Annotated in this window: 27 protein-coding genes and 1 other RNA gene; 24 read left to right on the top strand and 4 right to left on the bottom strand. The window is 38.9% G+C overall.

Annotated elements, in window-relative coordinates; all coding sequences use genetic code 11:
- Positions 1-56: 56 nt before the first annotated feature.
- The 3 genes from QE422_RS11680 (at position 57) to QE422_RS11690 (ending at position 1,247) form a co-directional block, all read left to right on the top strand.
- Positions 57-551: a GNAT family N-acetyltransferase gene (locus QE422_RS11680; RefSeq protein ID WP_307458365.1), complete on the top strand. Its 495-nt coding sequence runs from the start codon at positions 57-59 to the stop codon at positions 549-551.
- Positions 552-662: 111 nt separating this feature from the next.
- Positions 663-947 carry a hypothetical protein gene (locus tag QE422_RS11685; protein ID WP_307458369.1) on the top strand — a complete coding sequence of 95 codons (285 nt, stop codon included), beginning with the start codon at positions 663-665 and terminating at the stop codon, positions 945-947.
- A gap of 111 nt (positions 948-1,058) precedes the next feature.
- On the top strand, positions 1,059-1,247 hold the full coding sequence (locus QE422_RS11690) for a hypothetical protein (protein WP_307458371.1): 189 nt from the start codon (positions 1,059-1,061) through the stop codon (positions 1,245-1,247).
- Positions 1,248-1,337: 90 nt separating this feature from the next.
- Here QE422_RS11690 and QE422_RS11695 read toward each other — a convergent pair whose 3' ends face one another.
- On the bottom strand, positions 1,338-1,652 hold the full coding sequence (locus tag QE422_RS11695; protein ID WP_307458374.1) for a DUF4286 family protein: 315 nt from the start codon (positions 1,650-1,652) through the stop codon (positions 1,338-1,340).
- Between the two features lie 148 nt (positions 1,653-1,800).
- Here QE422_RS11695 and gyrA point away from each other — a divergent pair, with 148 nt between their 5' ends.
- The 5 genes from gyrA (at position 1,801) to QE422_RS11720 (ending at position 8,585) form a co-directional block, all read left to right on the top strand.
- A complete protein-coding gene (gyrA, locus tag QE422_RS11700; RefSeq protein ID WP_307458376.1) occupies positions 1,801-4,413 on the top strand; it encodes a DNA gyrase subunit A in 2,613 nt (870 codons plus the stop codon).
- Positions 4,414-4,449: 36 nt separating this feature from the next.
- Positions 4,450-5,487, top strand: a complete 1,038-nt coding sequence (locus QE422_RS11705; protein ID WP_307458379.1) for a tetratricopeptide repeat protein — start codon at positions 4,450-4,452, stop codon at positions 5,485-5,487.
- A gap of 451 nt (positions 5,488-5,938) precedes the next feature.
- A complete protein-coding gene (locus tag QE422_RS11710; RefSeq protein WP_307458382.1) occupies positions 5,939-6,775 on the top strand; it encodes a 1,4-dihydroxy-2-naphthoyl-CoA synthase in 837 nt (278 codons plus the stop codon).
- A gap of 73 nt (positions 6,776-6,848) precedes the next feature.
- Entirely contained in the window at positions 6,849-7,778 is a 930-nt protein-coding gene (gene menA, locus QE422_RS11715; protein WP_307458385.1) for a 1,4-dihydroxy-2-naphthoate octaprenyltransferase, read from the top strand.
- Between the two features lie 120 nt (positions 7,779-7,898).
- Positions 7,899-8,585, top strand: a complete 687-nt coding sequence (locus QE422_RS11720) for a metal-dependent hydrolase (protein WP_307458388.1) — start codon at positions 7,899-7,901, stop codon at positions 8,583-8,585.
- Between the two features lie 105 nt (positions 8,586-8,690).
- Here the strand turns inward: QE422_RS11720 and ffs are convergent.
- An RNA gene (gene ffs, locus QE422_RS11725) (signal recognition particle sRNA small type) lies at positions 8,691-8,788 on the bottom strand.
- Between the two features lie 131 nt (positions 8,789-8,919).
- Between ffs and QE422_RS11730 the strand changes: the two genes are divergently transcribed.
- The 10 genes from QE422_RS11730 to QE422_RS11775 all read left to right on the top strand — a co-directional run bounded on the left by QE422_RS11730 (position 8,920) and on the right by QE422_RS11775 (position 17,821).
- Positions 8,920-9,519 (top strand): DUF4199 domain-containing protein, encoded by a 600-nt coding sequence (locus QE422_RS11730; RefSeq protein WP_307458390.1) that lies wholly within the window; start codon positions 8,920-8,922, stop codon positions 9,517-9,519.
- Positions 9,520-9,536: 17 nt separating this feature from the next.
- Positions 9,537-10,487, top strand: a complete 951-nt coding sequence (locus QE422_RS11735; RefSeq protein WP_307458393.1) for a glycosyltransferase family 2 protein — start codon at positions 9,537-9,539, stop codon at positions 10,485-10,487.
- 1 nt (position 10,488) lies between these two features.
- Positions 10,489-11,190: a GIN domain-containing protein gene (locus tag QE422_RS11740; RefSeq protein ID WP_307458396.1), complete on the top strand. Its 702-nt coding sequence runs from the start codon at positions 10,489-10,491 to the stop codon at positions 11,188-11,190.
- Positions 11,191-11,264: 74 nt separating this feature from the next.
- Positions 11,265-11,618, top strand: a complete 354-nt coding sequence (locus QE422_RS11745; protein ID WP_307458398.1) for a four helix bundle protein — start codon at positions 11,265-11,267, stop codon at positions 11,616-11,618.
- Positions 11,619-11,750: 132 nt separating this feature from the next.
- Positions 11,751-13,466 (top strand): phospho-sugar mutase, encoded by a 1,716-nt coding sequence (locus tag QE422_RS11750; RefSeq protein WP_307458400.1) that lies wholly within the window; start codon positions 11,751-11,753, stop codon positions 13,464-13,466.
- 89 nt (positions 13,467-13,555) lie between these two features.
- Positions 13,556-14,809, top strand: a complete 1,254-nt coding sequence (locus tag QE422_RS11755) for a pyridoxal phosphate-dependent aminotransferase (RefSeq protein WP_307458403.1) — start codon at positions 13,556-13,558, stop codon at positions 14,807-14,809.
- Between the two features lie 80 nt (positions 14,810-14,889).
- Complete coding sequence (gene kdsB, locus QE422_RS11760) at positions 14,890-15,612, top strand: 3-deoxy-manno-octulosonate cytidylyltransferase (RefSeq protein WP_307458406.1); 723 nt, start codon at positions 14,890-14,892, stop codon at positions 15,610-15,612.
- A 90-nt stretch (positions 15,613-15,702) separates the two neighbouring features.
- A complete protein-coding gene (locus QE422_RS11765) occupies positions 15,703-16,365 on the top strand; it encodes a histidine kinase (protein WP_307458408.1) in 663 nt (220 codons plus the stop codon).
- A gap of 24 nt (positions 16,366-16,389) precedes the next feature.
- Positions 16,390-16,968, top strand: a complete 579-nt coding sequence (locus QE422_RS11770) for a glutathione peroxidase (protein WP_307458411.1) — start codon at positions 16,390-16,392, stop codon at positions 16,966-16,968.
- Between the two features lie 58 nt (positions 16,969-17,026).
- Complete coding sequence (locus tag QE422_RS11775) at positions 17,027-17,821, top strand: lipopolysaccharide assembly protein LapB (protein ID WP_307458414.1); 795 nt, start codon at positions 17,027-17,029, stop codon at positions 17,819-17,821.
- Between the two features lie 74 nt (positions 17,822-17,895).
- On the opposite strand, the gene QE422_RS11780 is transcribed toward QE422_RS11775, so the two are convergent.
- Complete coding sequence (locus tag QE422_RS11780; protein ID WP_307458417.1) at positions 17,896-18,552, bottom strand: NAD(P)H-binding protein; 657 nt, start codon at positions 18,550-18,552, stop codon at positions 17,896-17,898.
- Between the two features lie 108 nt (positions 18,553-18,660).
- On the opposite strand from QE422_RS11780, the gene QE422_RS11785 reads away from it, so the two are divergent.
- The 3 genes from QE422_RS11785 (at position 18,661) to QE422_RS11795 (ending at position 20,586) form a co-directional block, all read left to right on the top strand.
- Positions 18,661-19,014, top strand: coding sequence for an MmcQ/YjbR family DNA-binding protein (locus QE422_RS11785; RefSeq protein WP_307458419.1), 354 nt, complete (start codon positions 18,661-18,663; stop codon positions 19,012-19,014).
- A gap of 216 nt (positions 19,015-19,230) precedes the next feature.
- Complete coding sequence (locus tag QE422_RS11790) at positions 19,231-19,551, top strand: hypothetical protein (protein WP_307458424.1); 321 nt, start codon at positions 19,231-19,233, stop codon at positions 19,549-19,551.
- 219 nt (positions 19,552-19,770) lie between these two features.
- Positions 19,771-20,586, top strand: coding sequence for a GLPGLI family protein (locus QE422_RS11795; RefSeq protein WP_307458427.1), 816 nt, complete (start codon positions 19,771-19,773; stop codon positions 20,584-20,586).
- Positions 20,587-20,657: 71 nt separating this feature from the next.
- Here the strand turns inward: QE422_RS11795 and QE422_RS11800 are convergent, their stop codons facing one another.
- Positions 20,658-21,578 carry a bifunctional riboflavin kinase/FAD synthetase gene (locus QE422_RS11800; RefSeq protein ID WP_307458428.1) on the bottom strand — a complete coding sequence of 307 codons (921 nt, stop codon included), beginning with the start codon at positions 21,576-21,578 and terminating at the stop codon, positions 20,658-20,660.
- Positions 21,579-21,805: 227 nt separating this feature from the next.
- On the opposite strand from QE422_RS11800, the gene atpD reads away from it, so the two are divergent.
- From atpD to QE422_RS11815, 3 genes are all read left to right on the top strand, one after another.
- On the top strand, positions 21,806-23,314 hold the full coding sequence (atpD, locus tag QE422_RS11805; protein ID WP_307458430.1) for a F0F1 ATP synthase subunit beta: 1,509 nt from the start codon (positions 21,806-21,808) through the stop codon (positions 23,312-23,314).
- A 55-nt stretch (positions 23,315-23,369) separates the two neighbouring features.
- Positions 23,370-23,651, top strand: a complete 282-nt coding sequence (locus tag QE422_RS11810) for a F0F1 ATP synthase subunit epsilon (RefSeq protein ID WP_307458433.1) — start codon at positions 23,370-23,372, stop codon at positions 23,649-23,651.
- A 78-nt stretch (positions 23,652-23,729) separates the two neighbouring features.
- Positions 23,730-24,551, top strand: a complete 822-nt coding sequence (locus QE422_RS11815; RefSeq protein WP_307458435.1) for a hypothetical protein — start codon at positions 23,730-23,732, stop codon at positions 24,549-24,551.
- Positions 24,552-24,570 lie beyond the last annotated feature (19 nt).

The following is a 24,570-nucleotide window of genomic DNA, read 5'->3' on the forward strand; positions in this document are numbered from 1 at the left end:
GAATCTGTCTGCCCGATACAGGAATTCAAAAGAAATAACTTAAATACCATTGAGCAATGAATTATGAATTAAGAGAAATGCTTCCTAAAGATGAAGACCGGATCCTGGAAATTTTCCGTCAGGGCATCGACGGTGGAATGGCTACTTTCGAAACAACGGTACCTTCCGATGAAGCCTGGGATATGGATTACCTGAATGATTGCAGATGGGTGCTCAAAAATGAAGACAATAGAGTTGTAGGCTGGTGTGCCCTGAAATCGGTAAATAAAAGGGAAAGCTACAAAGGAGTGGCAGAAGTAAGCATTTATTTTGATAAAGAATATCAGAATAGAGGATTAGGATCCGTCCTGCTTAATAAAATGATTCTGGATAGCGAGGATCATGGCTTCTGGACGCTACAGATCAGTGTTTTTCCTGAAAATAAACTGGCGTTGCAGGCTCTTCAGAAAAATGGGTTCCGCATTGTAGGAACACGGAAAAAGATCGGAAAGCTTAATGACAGTTGGAAAGACATGATTTTGCTCGAAAGAAGGAGCGAAACGGTATTCTGAAAATTCAGAAAAAATAATAAAGTTTCTTAAAAAATAAGAAGTATTTATCCATAATGGTTTATTGGCACTGCTATTGCTGGAATTTTTCATGTAATTTGAAAATAATATATTATGAAGGTGCTGACTAAAATTTTAGGATTACTTGTATTTGTTTTTTCCCTGGCGTATTATCAGGCTTCCCCGATTCAGTGGGGCCATGGACGCGGGCACGGGCATGGACCGAAAAAACATCATTATCACAGGCCGCATCGGCCGCATTATAAGAAAGTGAGGTATCATAGGCCTCCCGGACATTTTTACAGAAGCCATCATTACAGGCCGGTGAGACATCGATATTACAACAGACCCCACCGGGTTTATCACAGCAGGCCGGTAGTTATTGTAAAATACCGATAGATATAAAAAGCATTGAATTATTTTCAGTGCTTTTTTTTGTTGAATTTACCGCTCAAAATAACATTGGCACCTGCATTGATTACTTTATACCGAACCAAAAAATAAAACAATATGAAATCTTTACTAAAAATTTTCGGGGCGTTTGTTTTGGCTTACGCAACCAGTGCATGTCATCCGCCGCCAAGACCGCCAAGACCACCGGAACCGCCAAGAAGGCCCCACGGAATGATGGAGAAAAACTTCAATACCGAAAAGACGGATTTAATCTTTGACAGGACATCGATGAAAAAGAGATCGTAATGAATGAAAAATCCCCGGAGAAAATATTTCTTCGGGGATTATTATCTTAAGCAGCTTGATAAACTCAGCCTTACCTTAATCTCGGCCTTTTTATAGTTTCAGTTTCTTAGGATTCAGAAGGGTGTTGAAAATCATCACTTCCTGCCCGAACTGAGAAGTTACCCTCTCCGCAATGTTTTCCATTTCACTTTTAATAAAATCTTCTCTTACTTCATCCGTATCAAAGATCAAAAGAAGATTGTAGTTTTTACCTTCTTCTATATAGTCACTGTGCACTTCCGAAAGAATGTACTGGTTGACATCCATTAAATTTTCCGTCATCAAAACCAGGGTTTCGTTCATATAATTTTCCCATTCTTGCAGATGGTTTTTCGTACAGTGAAAAGTGATGCTCAATACGCTCATTTTTTTATGAATTTTTAAGATTCTTTGGATAAATTTTACCGCAAAAATCGGCAAATTTTTCGTAAATTAGCCCGTTATTAAAAAAGGGGAATAAATAATTTTCAGACGTATAGCTAAAGGTCTGAATATCATTATAATAAATTTGTTTATGCAAAAAGAAGGAGAAAGACTGATTCCTATCAACATTGTTGATGAAATGAAGTCGTCTTATATCGATTATTCGATGTCGGTTATCGTCTCAAGAGCGTTACCTGATGTAAGAGACGGCTTGAAACCCGTTCATAGAAGAGTGCTTTACGGTATGTATGGATTAGGGGTTTTTTCGAATAGAAAATATTTAAAATCTGCGAGAATTGTTGGAGATGTTTTGGGTAAGTATCACCCGCACGGAGACTCCTCTGTATATGATGCTATGGTGAGAATGGCCCAAGACTGGAGCCTCCGCTATCCTCAGGTAGACGGGCAGGGTAACTTCGGTTCCATGGACGGCGACCCGCCTGCAGCGATGCGTTACACCGAAGCAAGACTGAAAAAAATATCCGATGAGATACTTTCTGATCTGGATAAAGAAACGGTAGATTTCCAGAATAACTTCGACGACAGTTTACAGGAGCCAACGGTTTTGCCTTCTAAAATTCCAAACCTTCTGGTGAACGGGACCTCCGGTATTGCCGTGGGGATGGCTACCAATATGGCGCCGCATAACCTTTCGGAATCGGTAGACGCCATCTGCGCTTATATCGACAATAAAGAAATTACCATCGATGAGCTGATGCAGCACATCATCGCTCCGGATTTCCCGACCGGCGGAATCATTTACGGTTACGACGGCGTAAGAGATGCTTTCCACACCGGAAGAGGAAGGGTCGTGCTGAGGGCTAAAGTTGCTTTCGAAGAAATCGGAAACCGAAATGCCATCATTGTAAACGAAGTTCCTTACCAGGTAAACAAGGCGGAAATGATCGCCAGAACGGCCGAATTGGTTAAAGAAGAAAAGATCCCGGGAATCTATGAAATCAGGGACGAATCCGACCGGAGAGGGCTTCGTATCGTTTACGAACTGAAGAATGATGCGATCCCTAATGTTGTCCTGAACTTATTATACAAATATACGTCACTTCAAACCTCTTTCAGTGTAAACAACATTGCGTTGGTTCACGGAAGACCGGAGCAGCTCAACCTGAAAGACATCATCCACCATTTCGTGGAGCACAGGCATGAAGTGATCGTCAGAAGAACGAAATTCGAGCTTAGAAAAGCTAGAGATAGAGCACATATTCTCGAAGGATTTATGAAAGTAATCGGCTCTCAGGATTCTCTGGACCGTGCGATTTCAATCATCCGTCACTCTTCCAATCCGCAGGCTGCGAAAGAGGGCTTGATCGAAGCATTTGAACTTTCCGAGCTTCAGGCACAGGCTATTCTTGATCTTCGTCTTGCTCGTCTTACAGGAATGGAGCTTGACAAGATCCGTGATGAATACGATACCATCATGAAGGAAATAGCCGATTTGGAAGATATCCTGGAGAACGAACCAAGAAGATTCCAGATTATTAAGGATGAATTAATCGAGGTTAAAGAAAAATACGGCGACGAAAGAAGAACCGAGATCGATTATTCAGGTGGTGAAATGTCTATTGAAGATATCATCCCGAACGAATCGGTGGTGCTTACAATTTCCCACGCCGGTTATATCAAGAGAACTTCGCTTTCCGAATATAAGATCCAGAGCAGAGGCGGTGTCGGAAACAAGGCGGCTACCACAAGAGATGCCGACTTCCTTGAGTACATCGTATCGGCTACCAACCATCAGTACATGCTGTTCTTTACTGAAAAAGGAAGATGTTATTGGCTGAGGGTATTCGAAATTCCGGAAGGTTCCAAGACGGCAAAAGGAAGAGCGGTACAGAACTTAATCAATATTGAACCGGACGACAAAATCAAAGCGTATATCAGAACCAACAACCTGAAGGATTCCGAATATGTAAATCAGATGAGCGTAGTGATGGTTACCAAAAACGGTACGATCAAGAAAACGTCTCTTGAAGCCTATTCAAGACCAAGGGTAAATGGGGTAAACGCTATCGAGATCAGGGATAATGACCAATTGTTAGGAGCGTATCTTACTAATGGAAGTTCCCAGATCATGATCGCTACCAAAAACGGTAAATGTATCCGTTTCCCTGAGGAGAAAGTACGTGAAGTAGGAAGAGGTTCTATCGGGGTACGCGGTATTGCTATGGATGACGACGATGAAGCGATCGGAATGATCGTGGTAAATGACGTAGAAAAAGAAACAGTACTTGTAGTTTCTGAAAAAGGATACGGAAAAAGAACAGCCGTTGAAGACTATCGAATCACCAACAGAGGCGGAAAAGGAGTAATCACTCTGAACATCACCGAAAAAACAGGAAACCTTATCGCAATCCAGAATGTAACCGATGAAGACGGATTGATGATCATCAATAAATCCGGTGTTGCCATCCGTATGAATATGGATGAAATGAGGGTAATGGGTAGAAATACACAGGGCGTTCGATTGATCAACCTTAAGAAAAATGACGAAATTGCAGCAATTGCAAAAGTAGAAATGGATAAGGATGTTGAAGAGGAAATAACTGGTGAAGAAGGAGCTGAAGATACAAATGAAGAAGGAACAGTGGTAGTTGCAGAACTTTTCCCTGATGAAAATGCAGGTGTACAGGAAGATCAGCAAAACACTGATGCGGAAACAGAAGGCCCTGATTCTGAAGAAGAATAACGTAAAACGAATATCAATTAATTTAAAATAGTGATTATGAAAAAGCTGATTTTAGGTATGGCTTTCGTAACATCTGCCTTTGTTTTCGGACAGAAAGATGATGTTAACGCTAAGCTGCAGGATGCTAATAAAGCTGCAATGGATGCATACAATGCAAAAAATTACGCAGCGGCAGCTCCTAAGTTTATGGATGTTTATAACCTCCTGAAAACAAGCGGACAGGACAATAAAGTATATATGTATTATGCAGGATTGAATTACGCTTTGGCGAACGATATTCCTCAGGCTACTAAAATATATACCGATTTGATCAATTCCGGTTATACAGGTGTTGAAACTACATATACGGCAAAAGACAACAAAACAGGACAGGTAGCGAGCTACGACAAAAATACCTGGGAATTGTTGAAGAAAACTTCATCAAAAGATTATTCGGACTTTAAAACCGAACAGTCGCCAAGTGTTGAGCAGGACTTATACGAAACATTATCAACCCTTTTGATCAATGCTAAAAAGAATGATGAAGCTTTAGCGCTTATCGAAAAAGGATTGGCAAAATTCCCAAACAGTGCTAAACTGAAAGAATATCAGGGAAGCGCGCTTTACGCATCAGGGAATACGGATAAATTCATGCAGAACCTGAAAGAGCAGTTGGCAAAAAATCCTAATGATGCTACCAACTGGTATAATTTAGGAGTACTTCAAGCAAAAAACCCGGCAACGGCAAGCGAGGCCATGACTTCTTTCCAGAAAGCAATCGAGCTTAAAGCTGATTTTGCAAATGCTTATCAGAATCTGGTTTACACAGCCATCGGTGATGATGAAAAGGCAGTAACGGAAATCAACGCTTTGAGAAAGACAAAACCGGATGATGCTACCAAATTAATTGAAGCAAGAAAGGAGAGATTCAACAAAGCGCTTCCTTATGCTGAAAAATGGTATCAGACAATGCCGAATGATATTAATGCTGTTCAGACATTGAAAGACATGTATAACACTACAAGGAATACAGCTAAATTCAATGAAATGAAAGCCAAAGAAGCTGAGCTTCAGGCCAAGCAGCCGGCTAAGTAATTTTCGGAATACTAAAAAGTATATAGAAACCGGAGCATTTTTGCTCCGGTTTTTTTGTTTGTGAAAAACGAATGGTAATGGTCAAAGGTGAATAGTGAATTTTGTTCCGCGAGTGAATGGAGAATTGTCTGTGTTAGAATTAAATCGAATAGAAATATTGTAGTCTCTTCTAAGTTAAACGGCTTTGTGAGACTTGAAACCTGTAGCATCTAAAAATTCCTGTGTTTTTTGTATTCAGAAGTCAGGATTTCAGTTTAAATCATATTCTTTCTTTTGATTTTCTATCCGGAAACTTTTTTCAGCAATTATTTGAAGTTGAATTTGCTTAGTCATTCATCCGGCTAATAAAATTATCCAGCACGAAAAAACCGGAAATTTTCCTGATGAATCCCCTGAAATCCATGTTAAAATTCTTTCCAATTCCGTATCTTTGGGAAAAATTTTTACAAAAATGATCGAGTGGAAAACCGCCAAAGAATACGAGGATATTACCTATAAAAAATGTAACGGGGTAGCAAGAATTGCTTTCAACAGACCGGAAATCCGTAACGCTTTCAGGCCCAAAACAACCTCGGAACTGTACGATGCTTTTTATGATGCTTACGAAGACGCTTCCATTGGCGTGGTGCTGCTTTCCGGAGAAGGGCCAAGCCCAAAAGATGGTGGCTGGGCATTCTGCAGCGGGGGAGACCAGAAGGCAAGAGGACATCAGGGATATGTAGGAGAGGACGGGAGACACCGTTTAAATATTCTTGAAGTTCAGCGGTTGATCCGTTTTATGCCAAAAGTCGTAATCGCGGTAGTACCGGGATGGGCAGTCGGCGGAGGACACTCGCTTCATGTGGTTTGTGATTTGACTTTAGCCAGTGAAGAGCATGCGATTTTCAAGCAGACGGATGCCGACGTCACCAGTTTCGACGGTGGTTACGGTTCCGCTTACCTTGCAAAAATGGTGGGTCAGAAAAAAGCCCGCGAAATTTTCTTTTTGGGCAGAAATTATTCCGCTCAGGAGGCTTTTGAAATGGGAATGGTTAATAAAGTGGTTCCGCATGCCGAATTGGAAGATACCGCCTATGGATGGGCCCAGGAAATCCTGGCAAAATCCCCGACCTCGATCAGGATGCTGAAATTTGCCATGAACCTTACCGACGACGGAATGGTAGGCCAGCAGGTTTTTGCAGGCGAAGCGACGCGTCTTGCTTACATGACGGAAGAAGCCAAAGAAGGAAGAAACGCATTCCTTGAAAAAAGAAAACCGGACTTCGGAGAAAATCAATGGATATCGTAAAAATATAAGTGATGAGTAATTGGTAATGAGCAATTTTTATTACCGATTACTCATTGCCCATTACTCATAAACTATGACAGATTGGATAAAAGCCGCAAGGCTTAGAACATTACCGCTTTCCTTAAGCGGAATTATCATGGGATCTTTTATTGCCCGTTGGAGACTTTACAATGAAGGCAGAACCTGGGACTGGAGGATCTTTGCACTCGCTCTGGTGGTGACTTTACTTTATCAGGTACTTTCCAACTATGCCAACGATTACGGCGACGGAATCAAAGGGACGGATACCAAAAGAGCCACTGAAGCGGAAGCAAGAGCCGTAGCTTCAGGGAGAATTACCGCTAAGCAAATGAAAAATGCGGTTATTCTATTTTCCGTTTTGTCTTTTGTAGCCACTGTTGCACTCTTATATCTGGCATTTGTACCGGAATATATGAATGAATTTTACATTTTCATCGGTCTGGGGATTGCCTGTATTTTAGCAGCCATCGGTTATACGATCGGGAAAAAACCTTATGGTTATATGGGGTTGGGAGATCTTTTCGTGTTCGTCTTTTTCGGACTGGTTTCCGTTTGCGGAAGCTATTTTCTATTTACCAAATCGTTCAGCTGGGATATGCTGTTGCCGGGAGCGGCAATCGGAATGATGAGCATGGCAGTCCTCAACTTGAATAACATGAGGGATATCGAAAGTGATAAATTATCCGGGAAAAACAGTTTTGCCCTTCGCATCGGATTCAAAAAAGCCATGATCTATGAAATGGTCCTGCTTAATCTTCCTTTGATCTTCATCCTGATGTTCCTTGGGGTAAACGGATTTTTCCAGACACAGAACTACTACGTTTTTATTGTGATGATCTTAATGCTTCCTTTGATGAGGATCAGAAGAAACATTATGACCGTAAAAAATCCTCGAGAGCTTGATCCGTTTTTGAAGCAGGTAGGAATTATAACCTTAATGATTGCTGTTCTTACGGCAGCCGGACTTAATCTGTTTCATTAGATAAATAAGACGCGAAAAGAATGATGCTCTTAGCTGGTTATCATCATGGCTGTATTCAGATTCTGTTTTTAATGCTGTTATTTCTGATGGATAATCAAAAAATTTTAAAAATAAATTAATATGAAAATTAAATTTTTAGGACAAAACTGCTTTTTGTTCACCTATAAAGACAAAACGATCTTATCCGATCCTTTTTACAACTACAAAAAAGCGGAATCCGGGTTTGATATTGCTGCCCAGCAGATCGATTATATTTTACTGACGCACGCGCACGGAGATCATGTTGCCGATGTGGAAGAAGTTTTGCAGCATCACCCTGAAGCAACCGTTATCGCTGTTCCGGAGATTTGCGGATATTTTAAAAGTGCAAAAAATAAGGATGATGTCAACTTAGGAGGGGCGGCAAAAATCGATGATCTTGCAATTTCCATGGTTCCGGCTCACCATACAAGTTCATTCCCGGATGGGAGCTACGGTGGTGTTCCTGTGGGATACATTTTCAGGCTTCCTGAAGGCAGAAACCTGTACATGGCAGGAGATACCGGTGTAATGGCGGATATGGAGCTATTCCCGAGATTATACGGCAATTTGGACCTTTCGATCCTTCCGGTGGGAGGCCACTACACGATGGGTCCGGAAGAAGCAGCTTTTGCAGCCACGGAATTATTGAAAACACCGAAAGTAATCGGATGCCATTTTGATACGTTCCCTGCGATTGAGATCAACCATGAAAGTGCAGTGAAGCATTTTGCAGACAAAAACGTAGAACTGGTTTTACCGAAATTGGGTGAGGAGTTCGAATTTTAAATAAATGTTGAAAGGTAATTTAAAAATCGGAATGGAAATGCTGAAGGGTCTAAAAACAAAAAAAGATAATTTTCAAATTACCTCTCTTCACTTAAAACCAAAAAAAAATGGCAAGCTACCTAAATCACACCGCTACGACCAATTACCTTTGCTGCGTTCCCACCCTGGAGGATTCTCAGGAGCTGGTTGTTTAGGACTTGCCGTTGCAAAGGTAGGAATATTTTATAAACTTCAAAACATTATTACAGAAAATTAATTGAAAAAATAAGCTGATAGCGGTAGTTTACTGAAATTCAGCCTGATAATTTTTAAATAATTTTCTAAAAAATTAGATATGACGAAAAGCCCTTCCACATTAGGAATTTTACTGTTTGGTGCTACGATGATTGTTTTTTTCGTGGTCTATTACTTCTTCTCAGGAGTTGATTATTTTGATATTTCGCTGAAAGCCAATGCTTTCGTTTTGCCGATTATTTATGCCGGAACGGCGTTCTGGTCGGTAAAATCGTATTGGAGCAGCCATCGGGTAGTCAGCTTTAAAGATGCTTTCAAAAGAGCATTTATTCCAATGTTCGTCGGTGGAATTTTATCCATTGTCAGCATTTATTCATTTTTAAACTTCGTGGATCCTGACGCCAAAAAATTGCTGAACTATCAGTATGTAACCCGTCAGAAATCGGAAATGGACAAAGAATATCAGTCGGCGAGAAAAATTTTGAAACACCAGAAAGACATCGACGAGCTGGATCAGAAATATAAAGAAAGGCTCCCAAGTTTCTCTCCGGATGCGGTAAAAGGAAAAGATATGCTTACGGCAAGTCATTTTTCAGGATATTTTGCGGCAATACTTATATTTTACGTAGTTTTGTCATTGTTTTTCGGAGCGTTTTTCAGAACGAAAACGATCTATCAGGAAGAGCAGAATCAAGAATAGTTTTTTATTAAAATTAAATGAATTTATCTATAGTTATTCCGTTACTGAACGAAGAAGCTTCTTTGGAAGAACTTTTTTCCAGGATTGACAGCGTTTGCCGATCAAATGGCTTATCCTACGAAATCTGGTTTGTCGATGACGGAAGTACGGATTTGTCGTGGAGCATTATTGAAAATCTGAAAGTTCAGCATCCTCAGATCCACGGCATCAAATTTTCCAAAAATTACGGGAAATCCCAGGCGCTTCACGCAGCTTTTGAACGCACGAACGGTGATGTGATCATCACGATGGATGCTGATTTGCAGGATTTTCCGGAAGAAATACCGGAATTATACAGCATGGTGATTAATGAAAATTATGACATCGTTTCAGGCTGGAAAAAGAAGCGTTTCGATAACGTGATGACCAAAAATGTACCGTCGAAACTATTCAACGCAGCGGCAAGAAAAGTGTCAGGTGTTTACCTGCATGATTTCAACTGCGGATTAAAAGCCTATAAAAGACAGGTGGTAAAATCCATTGATGTCTACGGGGATATGCACCGATATATACCTGTGCTCGCAGCCAATGCGGGATTCAGAAGGATTACCGAAAAAGAAGTTCAGCATCAGGCAAGGCCGTACGGAACTTCAAAATTCGGAACCGAAAGATTCATCAGAGGATTTCTGGATCTGGTAACGCTTTGGTTTGTAAGCCGTTTCGGTGGTAGGCCGATGCATTTCTTCGGAGCTGTAGGAACATTGATGTTTATTGTTGGTTTTCTTTCGGCACTCTGGCTGGGTATTTCCAAACTTATAGACGTTGCACGGGGAATCTACGGGCATCTGATCACCAACAATCCCTGGTTCTTCATTGCTTTAACCATGATGATTATGGGAACCCTGCTTTTCGTAGCCGGATTTTTAGGAGAAATGATTATCAGAACGAACCGGGAGCACAAGAATTACAATATTGATGAAGTGATTTAAGATGAAGAATATTTTTTACACCGTTGCCGTTCTTGCTCTGGTTTCCTGCGGAAAAGTTTCTCCAAAAGGAAATATCGAGCGGAAAGATGTGGATGTGCCCGAATTTGTGAACCTCGATCTGGAAGGGAAATTCCGGGTGTTTTATGCAAGAGGGAACAAAAACTTCGTGGAAATTGAAACCTACCCGAATGTTGCGGATAACCTTGATGTTGAAGTGGATGATAAAACGTTAACCATCAAGGAAAAACGCGGAACGAAAGGCGTGGATTTTTATAATGTCACGATTTATTCCAAATATAATCTTGAAAAAGTGGCTATTTCCGACTCGGTAGAGATGAATATTTCAAGCGAAATTAAGACCGATAATTTTAGGCTTAATTTAAAGAATTTTGCTACTTTTATGGGTTCGGTAAATACAAGAAGGGCAGAAGTGGAAATGCTGAACCGCAGCAGAGCCAACTTTCTCGGACAGACCAAAGACGCGGTGATCAAAATCGCCGACACGGCAAGCCTGATCGCTCCTTACTGGAAAATTGAAAACCTGAAGATCGATTCCAAAAACGGAAACTATGCAGAAGTAAATGTCAAAGATTCCCTGAAAGGACATGTTCAGAATACCGCAAAATTTATTTATTATAATGATCCGATCCGGGCGTTTAAAATAGATAAAGATACGAGGGTGGAGAATAAGAAACTGGAATAGAGGCTGGAAGCTGGAAGTTTATCAAGCACTCTGCATTTATTTAAAACACAAACATATCGGAAAAAAATTAGCTCATGAGTTTTAAGTTTGAGAAGCTGATTATATGGCAAAGATCCATGGAATTTGGAGAGGAAATTTTTCAGGTTTCCCAGAATTTTCCAAAGGAAGAACTGTTTAATCGGGTTTCACAAATAAGAGGAGCTTCGGATTCGATCGCCTTGAATATTTCGGAAGGAAGTATTTTACAGTCGAAACCGGAATTCAAAAAATTTCTGGGATATTCGATTCGTTACTTAGCTGAAGTGGTAACTTGTTTATACAAAGCAAAGAACAGAAAATACATCACAGAAAAGGATTTTAAAAAAATATATGAAGAAAGTTATTTTCTTATGAATCACATTATAGCATTCAGAAATCAAATTAAGTAATAAATTAAAAGGAAACGGATGGTGCAGTATGGAAATGTAAATATTTCTCTTAGCGTTTCGTCTACGGAATGAAGATAAACATCCAGCACCCATCATCCCTTACCCTGCAAATAAACTGTACAAAATACAAATATGACAACATTAGAAAAAGCAAAACTTTGGTTGCACGAATCATTTGATGAAGAAACAAGAAGTGCGGTACAATTACTCATAGACGGTAATTCGCCTGACCTGGAAGACTCTTTTTACAGACCGCTGGAATTCGGAACAGGAGGGATGAGAGGAATCATGGGCGTAGGAACCAACCGTTTAAATAAATACACGTTAGGCCAGGCTACACAGGGACTTGCGAACTATATGCTAAAGCAGTTTTCAGGTGAAGAAATTAAAGTAGCGATTGCTTACGACGTTAGAAACAATTCAAAAGAATTCGGAAAACTGGTAGCTGATGTTTTAACGGCAAACGGAATTAAAGTATTGCTTTTTAAAGACCACCGTCCGACTCCGGAATTGTCTTTTACGGTAAGAAACAGAAACTGTCATGGAGGAATCGTATTGACTGCCTCCCACAATCCGCCTGAATATAATGGTTATAAAGTATACTGGAATGACGGCGCGCAGATCGTTCCGCCACATGACGAAGCGATTATTGCCGAAGTACTTTCTGTACAGTTCGACAAAATAAAATTCAACGGAAATGATGACCTCATCGAGTGGATCGGAGAGGAGCAGGATGACGTGTACATCGACGCCTGTATCGAAAATTCCACCTATCAGAATGTCGGAAAGGAAAATTTAAATATTGTTTTTACTTCCATTCATGGAACAACCTATACCACCGTTCCTAAAGCGTTGGAAAAAGCAGGTTTCAAAAAAATTGACCTGGTAAAGGAGCAGATGATCCCAAGCGGAAATTTCCCGACCGTTGATTCTCCAAACCCTGAGGAACCGGCAGCCCTTGAAATGGCGATGGACCTTGCCAAAATCACCAATGCCGATATCGTTATCGGAACGGACCCGGATGGAGACCGATTGGGAATTGCCGTAAGAAACCTGGATGGTGAAATCGAATTGTTAAACGGAAACCAGACCAATACGATCCTGACGTATTATATCCTGAACGAATGGAGAAAGCAGGACAGGATTACCGGAAAAGAGTTTATCGGTTCTACGATTGTAACGTCCGATATTTTCTTTGATATTGCCCAGAAATTCGGTGTTCAGTGCAAAGTGGGATTGACAGGATTTAAATGGATCGGAAAAATGATCCGTGATGTAGAAGGAAAAGAAAAGTTCATCTGCGGAGGAGAAGAAAGCTTCGGATTTATGACCGGGGATTTCGTTCGTGATAAAGATTCTTGCGGAAGTATCGTCCTTGCCTGTGAGATCGCGGCATGGTGCAAAGCCAACGGAAGAACCATGTACGAATACCTGATCGAAATTTACCAGGAAACAGGCATGTATTATGAAGGACTGGTTAACCTGGTAAGAAAAGGAAGAGACGGGGCGGAAGAAATCCAGAACATGATGAAAAATTTCCGCGAAAACCCGCCGAAGCAGTTGGCAGGTTCTCCGGTAGAAGAAGTAAAAGATTTCAAGGAGCAGACGAATTTTATCGTTTCGAAAAATGAAAAACAGGTAATGAACGACATTCCAAAATCGAATGTGCTGATTTACTACACGCAGGACGGAACGAAAGTCTGTGTCAGACCTTCAGGAACAGAGCCTAAAATCAAGTTCTATATTTCGGTGAAAGATGCTGTTACTTCTGCATCGGATTTCAGAGATAAGCAGAAATCATTGGAAGAGAAAATCAACCAGGTAAGAAATGACCTGCAGTTAGCATAAATAAATCAACGATGTATTGGTTTGGCAATATACCAATGATTGCCAAACCATTATATGGTTACATTAATAATATTAAAATAAAAGTAAAAGTGAAAGTTTCAAAATTAGCGGCGAACCTGATCGGTTCTGAAATCGTAAAAATTGGTAATGAAGTAAATGATTTAAAAGCAAAAGGAGCGGAGATTGCCAATCTTACGATTGGGGATTTAAATTCTAATATTTATCCTATTCCTGCTCAGCTGAAGGAGGAAATTCAGAAAGCTTATCAGAACAATCTGACAAATTATCCGCCTGCGAACGGACTTTTATCTTTAAGAAAAGAAGTTTCCAAAGATTTAAAAACAAGATGGAACTTGGATTATTCTCCGAATGACATCCTAATTACGGCCGGTTCAAGACCTTTGATCTATGCCGTATACAAAACCATCGTTGATGAAGGGGATAAAGTGGTATACCCGATCCCGTCTTGGAACAACAACCACTATGCATACCTTACTTCTGCTGATGCGATCGAGGTAAAAACAACCCCTGAAAATAATTTTCTTCCTACGGCTGACGATCTGAGACCGCATTTGTCAGGAGCGGTTCTGGTAGCGCTTTGTTCGCCACTGAACCCTACCGGAACGATGTTTACGAGAGAACAGCTTTCTGAAATCTGTGAACTGATCCTGGAAGAAAACAAAAAAAGAAGCGAAGACGAAAAACCGTTGTACCTGATGTACGATCAGATCTATTCCAACCTTACCTTTGGGGCGGAGCACGTAGATCCGGTTTCTCTGTTCCCTGAAATGAAAGAATATACAGTGTATATCGACGGTATTTCCAAGTGCCTTGCAGCAACGGGAGTGCGTGTAGGCTGGGGATTCGGTCCGTCTCATATTCTTGATAAAATGAAAGCGCTGTTGACGCACGTTGGAGCCTGGGCACCAAAACCTGAACAGGAAGCGACGGCAAAATATTACGAAAACCCGGAAGAAGTAAATGCTTTTGTTGAAGACTTCAAAGGAAAGCTGGAATCAAGCTTAAAAGTTCTTCACGCAGGCATTCAGGATCTGAAAGGAAAAGGTCTTTCCGTTGACAGTATTGAGCCGATGGGAGCACTTTACCTGACCATTAAATTGGATTATATCGGTAAAGCCAAGCCGGACGGAACGGTGATCGAAAACTCTTCTGATTTGGTATTCTATCTGATTAATGAAGCAGGCGTTGCTTTGGTTCCTTTCTCTGCATTCGGGGAAGAAAAATCCGAGCCTTGGTTCAGAGCTTCTGTAGGAGGATTGGCAACGGAAGAAATTTCTACGATGATGCCAAAGCTGGAAAATGCTTTAAACGCTTTAAAATAAGATTTATAATATACTAATTTAGCAGTGTAGCAGTTTACCAATTGTTACACTGTTGTATTTTTAAATTGTTACATTAAAATATGAAAATCATCGCAGTGATACCCGCACGTTATGAAGCCAGCCGTTTTCCTGCTAAGCTGATGCAGATGTTAGGAGAGAAAACCGTTATTACGACAACGTATCAGAATGTAGTGGAAACCGGTTTGTTTGATGAAGTTTTTGTGGCAACCGATTCAGAAATTATCTTTGATGAAATTGTAAAAAACGGAGGAAAAGCGGTGATGACCGGGCAGCATGAAACAGGAAGCGACCGTATTGCAGAAGCCGTACAGAATATTGACTGTGACATTGTCATCAATGTTCAGGGAGATGAACCGTTTTTAAAATTAGAACCTTTGCAACAGCTTATTGAAGTTTTCCGCAACGACGAAAACCAGGAAATTTCATTGGCTTCCCTGAAAATAAAACTTCACGAAAAGGAAGAGATCGAAAACCCAAATAATGTAAAAGTGATCACCGACAACAGCGGTTTCGCATTATATTTCAGCCGTTCCGTTATTCCTTTTCACCGGGAGATTTCCTACGATGTCGATTACTTTAAGCACATCGGCGTTTATGCTTTCAGGAAACATGCGCTGATCCAGTTTTCAAAACTGGAAATGAAGCCTCTGGAAATTTCAGAAAAAATCGAATGCATCCGCTATCTGGAATATGGGATGAAAATCAAAATGATAGAAACCAATTTCGTCGGCGTAGGAATTGATACGCCGGAAGATCTTGAAAAAGCAAGAAAATTAATCTGAACATTTGCTGATAGATAATTTTAAAATGTGATATTGGTCTCCTTTTTTCAAATTAAAAAAGCCTTATATTTGAATTTATAAAAAGTATTAATGAAGAAATTACTGTTAGCATTTATTCTGGTATGTTCCCAATTATGTTTAGCTCAGACGGCAAAAGAAATTATTGATAAAAATATCGAACTGTCCGGAGGATTAACGAACTGGAAGCTTCTGAATTCTGTACTGCTTCAGGGAAAAGTCATTTTGGGTGTAAAAGATGAATACCCGATTAAAATCTATCAGCAACGTCCGAATCTTACCAAAACCGTAATTACCATTGGTGGAAAAGACACGGCAATTGAAGGCTATGACGGAACCAAAGGTTATGCAATGAATTATGCGACCAATAAAGTTCAGGAATATGCCGGATACGTTCCGGAAAGTTTCGACAACGATTTTATCGATTGGGAAAATAAAGGCTTTGAAGCCAAATATCTGGGAAAAGAAAAAATCGGGAATATCTATTGCCACAAAGTAGAATTAACAAAAAACGTTAATAAAAACGTCTATTATTTCGATACGAAAAACTATATGTTGCTGAAAGAAATAAAGAAAGATGAAACCTTACTTTATTCGGATTATAAAAAGGTTGGAAATCTGTCGATGCCTTTCAGAATCGAATCTTCCAGTGCCAAAAAGGATGGAGATTATGTAATGCTGATCAACCGGATCGATATCAATAAAGTTTTCCCGGCGAACACTTTTAAATTTTAATCAAAAAAATAAATTTAATAAATTATGAAAAAATTGTTTTTAATGTTTCTTTCGGTCGTTGCTTTTTTCAACAGCTGCGCCCAGAAGAAAAATGACGTTTCTAAAGCCAAAACCAAAGAACTTATGGGAAAATCGATATACGATTTCAAAGTGGATGCCCTGGAAGAAGGAAAGCAGATCAACTTTGCCGATTTTAAAGGAAAGAAAATCCTTATTGTAAATACCGCTTCGGAATGCGGATTTACGCCTCAGTATGCCGATCTGGAAAAAGTATCGGAAGAATATAAAGATAAATTGGTTGTTGTCGGTTTTCCGGCTAACAACTTCGGAGGACAGGAACCCGGATCAAACAAAGAAATTGGTGCTTTTTGCCAGAAGAACTATGGCGTAACTTTCCCAATGGCTGCTAAAGTTTCAGTAAAAGGCAGCGATACGGCTCCAATCTTTAAATATTTAACGGAGAAAGAACTGAATGGCGTAAAAAATACAACCATCCTTTGGAACTTTACCAAATTTTTAATTGATGAAAACGGAAAGCTGGTTGATTCTTTCGTAAGTACGACAAAACCTACGGATGAAGCGATTACGAAGTATTTGAAATAAATAATAAAAAATATCGTTATAAAGTGGATTTTTTATCCACTTTTTTAATTTTAAAACCATGAAAAAACTAGTAATCATTTTTATTCTGTTTTTCTTCATCAAAGGATTTTCGCAGGATTCTTATTTCTTAGGAAAAACAAACTATTGTACACCGCAGGATGCAAATTCAAAGAAGAGTTTTGAAACTGCTTTCTTAGCACTGAATTATCCAAAATATTATGGCGGAGTCACTAATTTATTGCTGAAAATAGCAGAAAAAGACCCTAAATACTGCGATGCGTATTTTATGGCAGGCTATTTTTTCAGATTACAGGATATGCATAAAGAAGCTTTGGCTGCGTATTATATTGCTGACAGCCTCGCTCAGAATAAGGCACCCATCTTCAAACAAAATCTGGCTATACAATTTATGAGATTCGGTAAAGTGGAAGAAGCCAGGGAAAAATATATTGAAATGGTGAAATACTTTCCGGAAAATCCTGAAGGATATTACGGAATCGGAAATACATCTATCGTTTTAGGAGATTATGAAAAAGGATTGGAGAATTTAAAACAGGCGGAGAATCTGTACAAGACTTCAGGAAAAGTCAAAGATGATGTTATCTATATGTATGGTATGCTTTATACGCTTAAGGAGAACTATGAAACCGCTTTGCCCTACTTGGAAGATGCCTATTCTACCTATAATAAAGACGACGGCTTTCTTTCCCTTTATGCACTGGCATTAATAAAGGTAGGAAAAAGCAAAAATGACGAAAAGCTTATTAAAAAAGCTCAGAAGACTTATGAAAAAGTAAAGGATAAGGTAATTGCTGAAGAGATCAGGAAGAAACTTAATTCTGAATTCAGTTAAATCGACATATTTAAATGCTGTTCTTTTAACGGACAGCATTTAAAATTTTATTACTATTCACCATTCACCATTCACTATTCATTACTCTTCTCCGCAAAGCAGAAAATATTCCCGAGCTTGATGCTCGAATACCCGTTGCTTTTAATTTTTGAGGAATTGATCATGGCCCTGGCAAGAACGTTTGTTGGCAAGGGTTTCTGGCTTTCCAGCAGCCCGAGCCTGTTAGCAAATTTAATGATCCTGCTTCCCAGCACTTCTCCCGGCCGGTCAGAATCTTTACGTTCCAGTATGCCCGGTTTAAAAACAGTGATTTTACTGAAATAAAGCTTCTTTACGGCTTCTTCCAGTTCGCCTTTCATCCGGGAATAAAAAATTTTGGATTGTGGGTTGGCGCCATATGAAGAAACGAGGATATAATCATCCACATCATTTTCTTTGGCGGCCTTTGCAAATTCATACTGGTAATCAAAATCAACTTTTCGTTGGGCTTCCTTGCTGCCTGCTGCTTTTAACGTTGTTCCAAGGCAGGAAAATGCCACGTCACCCTGAACTTCATTTTTCCATTCCTGTGGTTTGTCGAAGTCCACAACATATACTTTCAATTTATCATTCTGAATTTCAATAGGTTTTCTCACAAAAACTTTAATCTCATCGAAATCCTGATCCTGGAGCAGCTGACTGACCAAATCTTTTCCTGTAGCACCCGTAGCGCCAATAACTAAAGCTTTCATAATAAGTGAAATTTTAGGTGGTGATATTTCTTTCTTAAATTTACTAAATTTGGAGTGAATTAAAAAATATTACTCATTACTAATTACCCATTACTCATTATTTAAAATATGGATGCCAATGAAATTTTAGATTACTGTCTTGCGAAGAAAGGCGTTACCGAAAGCTTCCCTTTTGACAATGAAACGCTGGTGATGAAGGTCGGAACAAAAATGTTTCTGCTGATGTCGCTGGAAAGACAGCCGCTGCAAATCAGTGTGAAAACGGATCCGGAATGGAGCATCGAGCTTCGTGAGCAATATCCGCAGATTACCGGAGCCTATCACATGAACAAGACCCATTGGAATTCCGTATCTCTTGACGGCTTAAAAAGAGATTTAATATTTCAGATGATTGATCATTCGTATGAATTGATTTTTAAATCACTGACGAAAAAAGCGAAAGAGGAAATTGAAAATTCTTAAAAATAGATTTTTCATAAAAATACAGCTTCTAGTAATTAATTTTAATCTGATAATTGTTTGTAATTAATTGCAATTTGGTTATTTAACATAATAAATTTTTCAATAAAAAGTGAGTAAACATATTGTGTATACCACATTTTTTGTTTTTCTTTGAAGTGTTAAAACTAATTGCGCAAGAGTTTAGACAAAATTTAATAACAATAGAAATTTATTACAATGAAAAAAATTATTTTATTAACTGGAGTTTTGATAGCGGGAGCTGTAAGTGCAAATACAATTTCTACAAAGTATGAAAGTGATAGAAAGTTAGAAAATAAGAAAGAATCACTTTCAAAAGAAAAAAAAGAACTTGTTTCGAAAGATAAGAATAAAACAACTTTAAAAAATAAAGCAACAAAAAGAGTACAATGTGCGACAGTGGTTGTAACTTGTACATCAGCTTATACTTGTCAGGATTGGACAGCAGATCAATGGATTAACTGGGGACAGCAGATTCAAAACAATTATTGTATGATTGATAGCACATATACTCCTTAGTCATTTTATAATTGAATGAGGAAGCTTAACTGGATTAATCATGTTAATCTAAATTGATAATATTAACCGTTCAAAAAATTATTTTTGATATCCTTTAAATTTGGTAAAACTAAATAAACACACGCTTAAGTTTTTCTGTTTATTTATTAACACACTAATACTTAAGGATAACAACAAAGTTTTTTGGACGGTCTTTTTTAAAAATGAAGTATGAATTTTATGAAAAACCAATTTTTAAACATTGTATTCCTATTTATTTTCTCTTTTGTCTTTTCTCAGACAATCGACAAGGATTCATTAAAAGGAGAATTTACCTATTTACTTAAATATAAACCGAATACTCTCAATCAGGACTATGTAATTAGCGAACTCTATTCACTACAAATAGGCGATGACCGTGCTTTTTTTATTAGTGAGAATGCCTTGAAATTTGACTCTCTTTTTATGGCAAAATATAATAAGAATAAGGATGTTATTGATTTGAGCGATATCCCAGTTTCAAAATCCAATTTTCTGATTATTCAAAAAAATAATAATATCCAATTTTATGAATCTATAGGAATGACTTTGTTATCCTATGATAGTCCTGTTATTGATAATTGGAAACTCATTAACGAAACAAAGGTCATTAATTCTATTCTTTGTAAGAAGGCAGAAGTACGTTATAAAGGAAGGGACTGGAATGCTTGGTATACGACCGAAATTCCTTTTCCTTATGGACCTTATAAATTCAGTGGTCTTCCAGGTTTGATTGTAAAAATATCAGATAAAACAGGAGATTATGATTTTGAGTTGGTAAAATCAATCTCAAGCACTGAATTAAAAGGTAAGGTTGTAACTGTAAGTGAGAGGTACTATAAGAACTCTAAGAATGTTACTAAAAAAGAGCTATCCCAAGCAAGAACAAATTTTAGAGAAAATGCCAGATATCAATTGGAAAGTATGGGTACAGTGTTTTCACAAAATCAAAAAGAAAGACAAAAAGCAGTTAGTACACAAAAAAAAGGAAGTAATCCTATTGAATTAGAAGATTAAAACATCAAATAACGTAAGATCGCAGGATTGACCCGTACCAAAAAACCGTATTGCTCCATACGGTTTTTATTTTAAAACTGAAATTCCTCCGTCAGTCTTTTATCTTCATCCAACCTTTCAATCAGCTTTTCAAGTCCTTCAAACTTAATCTCGTCATGGAGAAAATCACGGAATTTCACAGTGATTTTTTCGTCGTAAATGTCGTCGTTAAAATCAAGAAGATACACTTCAACGGTTAACTTTTCCCCGTTAACTGTAGGATTAGTGCCGACGCTCAGCATGCCTTTGTAATGTTGATCTTTTACGAAAACTTCAACAATATAAGCTCCTTTTTTCGGTAAAAGCTTAATAGAGTCGGTTTCGATGTTGGCGGTCGGATAACCGATGGTGCGTCCGATCTTCTTTCCATGCACAACGATTCCGGAAACGGAGTAGGAGTAACCCAACATTTCGTTGGCTTCCCGGATATTTCCATCTAAAAGGGCTTTACGGATTTTAGTCGAGCTGATGTTGTTTTCATGGATGTTGATGGCTTCCATCTGTTCTACTTCAAAATCTAGCTCTTTTGATAGCTTTTGCAGCAATTCGAAATTCCCGCTTTTATTTTTTCCGAAAGAATGGTCGTAGCCGATGATCAGATATTTTACATGCAGCCGGTCTACCAAAATCTGTCGTACAAATTCTTCGCCGGTCAGATTTCTGAATTCTTCATCAAATTCTTTCAGAAACAGGTTTTCGATGTTGTATTTTTCCATCAAAAACGTTTTTTCTTCCAGGGTATTCAGAAGCTTAAGGTTTTCGTTAGGGTTAAAAACAAATCTCGGATGTGGCCAGAAAGTAAGGACTGCCGTTTCCATATTGTTTTCCGAACCCGCCTTTATCAGCTCATCAATAATACTTTTATGGCCAAGATGAACCCCGTCGAACATGCCCAGAGACAATGCTAGAGGCTTTTGAGAAGTATACTCGCTAAAATTCCTGAAAACTTTCAAACCGGAAAAATTTTGACTGCAAATATAAGCAAACTAATGGAACAATATAACAATGCACCGATTTAACAATAGATTATGCCAACTCTTTCTATCACCCGTAATTTAATTGGTAAATTGTTAAAAAGATATATTGGTATATTCATTAAAAAGATATGATAAAAATCTGTTTTTTACCAATTGCGGGTTAATGAAGAATCATTATATTTGCACCAAGAAAAAATTTAGCAATGGCAAACCAAATTAAAGGTAAAATTTCTCAAATTATCGGTCCGGTAATCGACGTTGTCTTCAGTGATGTGGAAGCAGTTCCAGCGATCTATGACGCGTTAGAAATTACAAAAGAAAACGGTGAAAAAGTAGTTTTGGAGGTAGAACAGCATATTGGCGAAGATACAGTAAGATGTATTGCAATGGATGCTACTGACGGTCTTAAAAGAGGGCAGGACGTAATCGGATACGGAAATCCTATTACAATGCCTATCGGTGAGGCAGTAAACGGAAGACTATTCAACGTGGTTGGTGATGCTATCGACGGACTTCAAGATATATCTAAGGAAGGTGGTCTTCCAATTCACAGACCAGCTCCGAAATTTGATCAGCTTTCAACTTCTGCGGAAGTTTTATTTACAGGGATTAAAGTAATCGACTTGGTTGAGCCTTATGCAAAAGGGGGTAAAATCGGTTTGTTCGGTGGTGCCGGTGTAGGTAAAACAGTATTGATCCAGGAGTTGATCAACAATATTGCAAAAGGACACGGAGGTCTTTCGGTTTTCGCTGGTGTAGGGGAAAGAACGAGAGAAGGAAATGACCTTTTGAGAGAGATGTTAGAATCAGGAATCATTAAGTATGGTGACGATTTCATGCACTCTATGGAAAACGGAGGTTGGGATCTTTCCAAAGTAGATTTGGAAGTAATGAAAGATTCTAAAGCCGCATTCGTTTTCGGACAGATGAACGAGCCACCTGGTGCAAGAGCGAGAGTAGCACTTTCCGGTCTTACATTGGCTGAGTATTATAGAGACGGTGGAGAAAGCGGACAGGGTAGAGACGTACTTTTCTTCGTAGATAATATCTTCCGTTTTACACAGGCAGGTTCTGAGGTGTCTGCACTTCTTGGGCGTATGCCTTCTGCGGTAGGTTACCAGCCTACACTTGCTTCTGAGATGGGGGCGATGCAGGAAAGAATTACTTCTACTAAAAACGGTTCCATTACATCGGTACAGGCGGTTTACGTACCTGCGGATGACTTAACTGACCCGGCTCCGGCAACAACGTTTGCCCACTTGGATGCAACTACGGTATTGGACAGAAAAATTGCTTCTTTGGGTATTTATCCTGCGGTAGATCCTTTGGCTTCTACTTCAAGAATCCTTGCTCCGGAAATTATCGGTGAAGAACACTATAACTGTGCTCAGAGAGTAAAAGAAATCCTTCAGCGATACAAAGCTCTTCAGGATATCATCGCCATCCTTGGTATGGAAGAACTTTCCGAAGAAGATAAAGCGGTAGTTTACCGTGCAAGAAAAGTTCAGAGATTCTTATCTCAGCCTTTCCACGTTGCAGAACAGTTTACCGGGATCCCAGGATCATTGGTAGATATCAAAGATACCATCAAAGGTTTCAACATGATCATCGACGGTGAATTGGATCACTTGCCGGAAGCTGCTTTCAACCTGAAAGGAACCATAGAGGAAGCGATCGAAGCCGGACAAAAAATGTTAGCTGATAACGCATAATAATGCTAATTGCTGATAGCTGAACGCTATTAGCCAAAAGCCAAAAGCAATTAAAATGAATATAAAAATTTTAACACCAGAATACGTAGTTTTTGAAGGAAAAGTAGACTCGGTATTGCTGCCTGGAAAAAATGGTGAATTCCACATCATGGAGAACCACGCAGGAATCGTATCTTCTTTGATCGGTGGTAAAGTAAAATTATACGCAAAGTCTCTTGACGAAACGTATGCAAAATATTTTGCCAAAGAAGATGAAAAAGATTCGGTTTTTTCTTATCCTATCAAAAGCGGTGTTGTAGAATTTAATCATAATAAAGGAATTATCCTTTGTGAATAATTAAATGAAAAGCTAAATATATTTTCAAGAAAGTGTAACTTTGTTACACTTTTTTTTATGATGTAAGAATCTGGTTTTATGTTAAGAAGTCTAATCATTTTATTTACAGTTTTCAGTGCCTTTTTTCAGGCGCAGACCGTTAAAATCAAAAGAGGAATTGTAAATCTTGAAGGAATTCCGGTAGCAAAAGTTTCAAACAGGGGAAATCTGTATACCTTTATGGATCTCAAGGAAACGCCGATCTATACGATGGAATTTGAAGATAAAAGTATCGTAGATTCGGTTCGCGATAGCTATATCAAGCTCAAGAGGATCTATAACCAGGATAAAACCCTGGAGCTTGATTACATTTCGCCCTCTGCATTTTCAGGAGAAGAAAAGTCGGCCGCTTATACTTCGGTCAAAAGTCTGAAAATTATCGACGAAAGAGGAATCAATATTAAAAATCTCGACGAGCTTTTTAAAAGTTCCCCTAAACGAAAGCTGGATACCAAAACAAAAGATGCCTACACGACAAGAACCAAAATTGACCGGTTAAACATTACCGTAAACAATGTTGGGGAAATTTTAAGCAACGGAAAACCGGTCGGTTACTTCACCAATCTCCCGGTAAGCTTTGGTGCAGATAATACCATTACCGATAAAACGTTTGTCGATATTGAGATTTACGATGCGAACAGCAAATACATCGGAAAATATATTACCACAACCAAGCAGCTGAAATCGGCAGGCGGAAAAACTTTTACGCTGTACCGGGAAATGTCCGGACGTGCATCGCTGTTAAAATTCCCTACGTATAAAGCTATTGCCGAAAGAATGGCTATCATGGATCCCAACTTTATCAAGAACCAGGAAAAAGTTATTGTAGGAGAGGTTACAAAGGATGGGGTACAGAAATAATTGAGAACTATAATAAGTA

The organism is Chryseobacterium sp. SORGH_AS_0447, from assembly GCF_030818695.1.
In the GTDB taxonomy this organism is placed as follows: domain Bacteria; phylum Bacteroidota; class Bacteroidia; order Flavobacteriales; family Weeksellaceae; genus Chryseobacterium.

Coding starts and splice junctions, on each gene's coding strand:
- QE422_RS11680 (WP_307458365.1), top strand. CDS start 57: ATGAATTATGAATTAAGAGAAATGCTTCCTAAAGATGAAGACCGGATC.
- QE422_RS11685 (WP_307458369.1), top strand. CDS start 663: ATGAAGGTGCTGACTAAAATTTTAGGATTACTTGTATTTGTTTTTTCC.
- QE422_RS11690 (WP_307458371.1), top strand. CDS start 1,059: ATGAAATCTTTACTAAAAATTTTCGGGGCGTTTGTTTTGGCTTACGCA.
- QE422_RS11695 (WP_307458374.1), bottom strand. CDS start 1,652: ATGAGCGTATTGAGCATCACTTTTCACTGTACGAAAAACCATCTGCAA.
- gyrA (WP_307458376.1), top strand. CDS start 1,801: ATGCAAAAAGAAGGAGAAAGACTGATTCCTATCAACATTGTTGATGAA.
- QE422_RS11705 (WP_307458379.1), top strand. CDS start 4,450: ATGAAAAAGCTGATTTTAGGTATGGCTTTCGTAACATCTGCCTTTGTT.
- QE422_RS11710 (WP_307458382.1), top strand. CDS start 5,939: ATGATCGAGTGGAAAACCGCCAAAGAATACGAGGATATTACCTATAAA.
- menA (WP_307458385.1), top strand. CDS start 6,849: ATGACAGATTGGATAAAAGCCGCAAGGCTTAGAACATTACCGCTTTCC.
- QE422_RS11720 (WP_307458388.1), top strand. CDS start 7,899: ATGAAAATTAAATTTTTAGGACAAAACTGCTTTTTGTTCACCTATAAA.
- QE422_RS11730 (WP_307458390.1), top strand. CDS start 8,920: ATGACGAAAAGCCCTTCCACATTAGGAATTTTACTGTTTGGTGCTACG.
- QE422_RS11735 (WP_307458393.1), top strand. CDS start 9,537: ATGAATTTATCTATAGTTATTCCGTTACTGAACGAAGAAGCTTCTTTG.
- QE422_RS11740 (WP_307458396.1), top strand. CDS start 10,489: ATGAAGAATATTTTTTACACCGTTGCCGTTCTTGCTCTGGTTTCCTGC.
- QE422_RS11745 (WP_307458398.1), top strand. CDS start 11,265: ATGAGTTTTAAGTTTGAGAAGCTGATTATATGGCAAAGATCCATGGAA.
- QE422_RS11750 (WP_307458400.1), top strand. CDS start 11,751: ATGACAACATTAGAAAAAGCAAAACTTTGGTTGCACGAATCATTTGAT.
- kdsB (WP_307458406.1), top strand. CDS start 14,890: ATGAAAATCATCGCAGTGATACCCGCACGTTATGAAGCCAGCCGTTTT.
- QE422_RS11765 (WP_307458408.1), top strand. CDS start 15,703: ATGAAGAAATTACTGTTAGCATTTATTCTGGTATGTTCCCAATTATGT.
- QE422_RS11770 (WP_307458411.1), top strand. CDS start 16,390: ATGAAAAAATTGTTTTTAATGTTTCTTTCGGTCGTTGCTTTTTTCAAC.
- QE422_RS11775 (WP_307458414.1), top strand. CDS start 17,027: ATGAAAAAACTAGTAATCATTTTTATTCTGTTTTTCTTCATCAAAGGA.
- QE422_RS11780 (WP_307458417.1), bottom strand. CDS start 18,552: ATGAAAGCTTTAGTTATTGGCGCTACGGGTGCTACAGGAAAAGATTTG.
- QE422_RS11785 (WP_307458419.1), top strand. CDS start 18,661: ATGGATGCCAATGAAATTTTAGATTACTGTCTTGCGAAGAAAGGCGTT.
- QE422_RS11790 (WP_307458424.1), top strand. CDS start 19,231: ATGAAAAAAATTATTTTATTAACTGGAGTTTTGATAGCGGGAGCTGTA.
- QE422_RS11795 (WP_307458427.1), top strand. CDS start 19,771: ATGAAAAACCAATTTTTAAACATTGTATTCCTATTTATTTTCTCTTTT.
- atpD (WP_307458430.1), top strand. CDS start 21,806: ATGGCAAACCAAATTAAAGGTAAAATTTCTCAAATTATCGGTCCGGTA.
- QE422_RS11810 (WP_307458433.1), top strand. CDS start 23,370: ATGAATATAAAAATTTTAACACCAGAATACGTAGTTTTTGAAGGAAAA.
- QE422_RS11815 (WP_307458435.1), top strand. CDS start 23,730: ATGTTAAGAAGTCTAATCATTTTATTTACAGTTTTCAGTGCCTTTTTT.